The sequence below is a fragment of the Phenylobacterium sp. genome, assembly GCF_041691455.1.
In the GTDB taxonomy this organism is placed as follows: Bacteria; Pseudomonadota; Alphaproteobacteria; order Caulobacterales; family Caulobacteraceae; genus Phenylobacterium.
In genome coordinates, this window is sequence record NZ_JBEPUO010000079.1 from 1 (window position 1) to 1555 (window position 1555).

Genomic DNA, 1555 nt, shown 5'->3' on the forward strand with positions numbered 1-1555 from the left:
GCTCTCAGAGGCACGGTCGCCTTGTCCAAGCTGGCGGGAGCCGGACTGGACCCTTGCAGTGCGATGACGACGACCGTCAGGGTCGCGCCCAACGAGAGCCTCGAGATCGTTCTCCTGATCGGCCAGGCCTCCAATGCGGGCGATGCCAGGAGCCTGATCGTGCGTTATCGGGATGCGGATCTCGACGCCGTCGAGCGGGAGATCGCCGAATATTGGGACGACATTCTGGGCAGCGTACAGGTCACCACGCCGGACCGTTCCATGGACCTCATGCTGAACGGCTGGCTGCTGTATCAGACCATCGCCTGTCGGGTTTGGGCCCGCTCGGCGTTCTATCAGGCCAGCGGCGCCTATGGCTTCCGCGATCAACTGCAGGACGGCACCTCTCTGGTCGCCTCGCGCCCAGCTATGACCCGCGAGCATCTGCTGCGAGCGGCGGGGCGGCAGTTCGTCGAGGGCGACGTCCAGCATTGGTGGCTGCCCCATTCGGGACAGGGCGTGCGCACCCGCATTTCCGACGATCGGGCGTGGCTGGCCTACGCTACCGCGCACTACATCGAAGGCAGCGGCGACCGCGCGGTGCTGGACGAGACGATCGCATTTCTGGAAGGCCCAAAACTTTCGCCGAACGAGCACGATAGTTTCTTTCAGCCGATGGTTTCGGACGAGACCGCCACGCTGTTCGAGCATTGCGCGCGGGCGCTCGACGAAAGCCTTGCCATCGGTGCCCACGGTCTGCCCCTGATGGGGACCGGCGACTGGAACGACGGAATGAACCGCGTCGGCGAAAAGGGAATGGGGGAGAGCGTCTGGCTTGGCTGGCTGCTTTATGCGGCGCTGACGGCGTTCGCTCCGCTGGCCGAGGCGCGCGGCGAAACCATCCGCGCCATGCGGTGGCGGGCGCATGCAGAGGCTCTGCGGGCATCGGCCGAATCAGAAGCCTGGGACGGCGACTGGTACCGTCGAGGTTGGTTCGACGACGGCACCGCGCTGGGGTCGGCGGCGAGCGAGGAATGCCGGATCGACTGTATCGCCCAGTCTTGGGCAGTGATCTCGCAGGCTGCCGCTCCGGAACGGGCAGCGCGCGGCATGGCGGCCGCGGAGCGCGAACTGGTGCGTCCGCAGGACGGCGTCGCTCTGCTGTTCAAGCCGCCGTTCGACAAGACGCCTCTGGATCCGGGTTATATCAAGGGATATCCGCCCGGCGTTCGCGAGAACGGCGGTCAGTATACCCATGCGGCGCTGTGGTCGGTGATGGCGCTGGCGAAGCTTGGCGAGGGCGACCAGGCCGCAAGATTGTTCTCCCTGCTTAATCCAATCAATCACACCAGCACCCGCGCCGACGTGCTTCGCTACAAGACCGAGCCGTATGTGGTTGCCGCCGACATCTATGCGGTGGCGCCGCATGTCGGACGCGGCGGCTGGACCTGGTACACGGGCTCGGCAGGATGGATGCAACGCGCCGGGATCGAGAGCATTCTCGGTCTGCGCGTTCTGGGCCAGGCGATGCGGATTGATCCATGCATCCCGAAGGCGTGGCCGGGCTTCGGGATCC

Annotated in this window: 1 protein-coding gene; it reads left to right on the forward strand. The window is 65.9% G+C overall.

Translation table 11 applies throughout. The features are described 5' to 3' along the window. Positions 1 to 63: 63 nt before the first annotated feature. Positions 64 to 1555 (forward strand): GH36-type glycosyl hydrolase domain-containing protein (locus ACESMY_RS23660; protein WP_372787095.1); only part of this gene is annotated, 1492 nt, incomplete at its 3' end.